This is a genomic window from Salifodinibacter halophilus (assembly GCA_012999515.1).
Taxonomy (GTDB): Bacteria; Pseudomonadota; Gammaproteobacteria; order Nevskiales; family Salinisphaeraceae; genus Salifodinibacter; species Salifodinibacter halophilus.
The window spans coordinates 1-245 of the sequence record JABEEB010000578.1 but is presented as its reverse complement, the minus strand read 5'-3'; the positions used below and the strand labels follow the sequence as shown (position 1 = coordinate 245).

Annotated in this window: 1 protein-coding gene; it reads left to right on the top strand. The window is 66.9% G+C overall.

What is annotated here, in order from left to right:
- On the top strand, nucleotides 1-245 hold a 245-nt coding region (locus HKX41_12900), incomplete at both ends, for a pit accessory protein (protein NNC25033.1).

The following is a 245-nucleotide window of genomic DNA, read 5'->3' as shown; positions in this document are numbered from 1 at the left end:
CAAGCTGGCCCGCCAGCGCGAGCGCGAGACCTCCGACAAGATCAGCCAGGAGCTGGTCGACAGCTTCATCACCCCGATCGAGCGCGAAGACATCGAGGCGCTGTCCTCGGCGCCGTACAAGATCCCCAAGCAGGTGGAGAAGTTCGCCGACCGCTACTCGCTGGCCACCCGCCACCTGGAGCACATCGACTTCGCCCCGCGCGCGGCGATGCTGGAACAGGCCGCCAGCGTGGTGGTGAAGATGG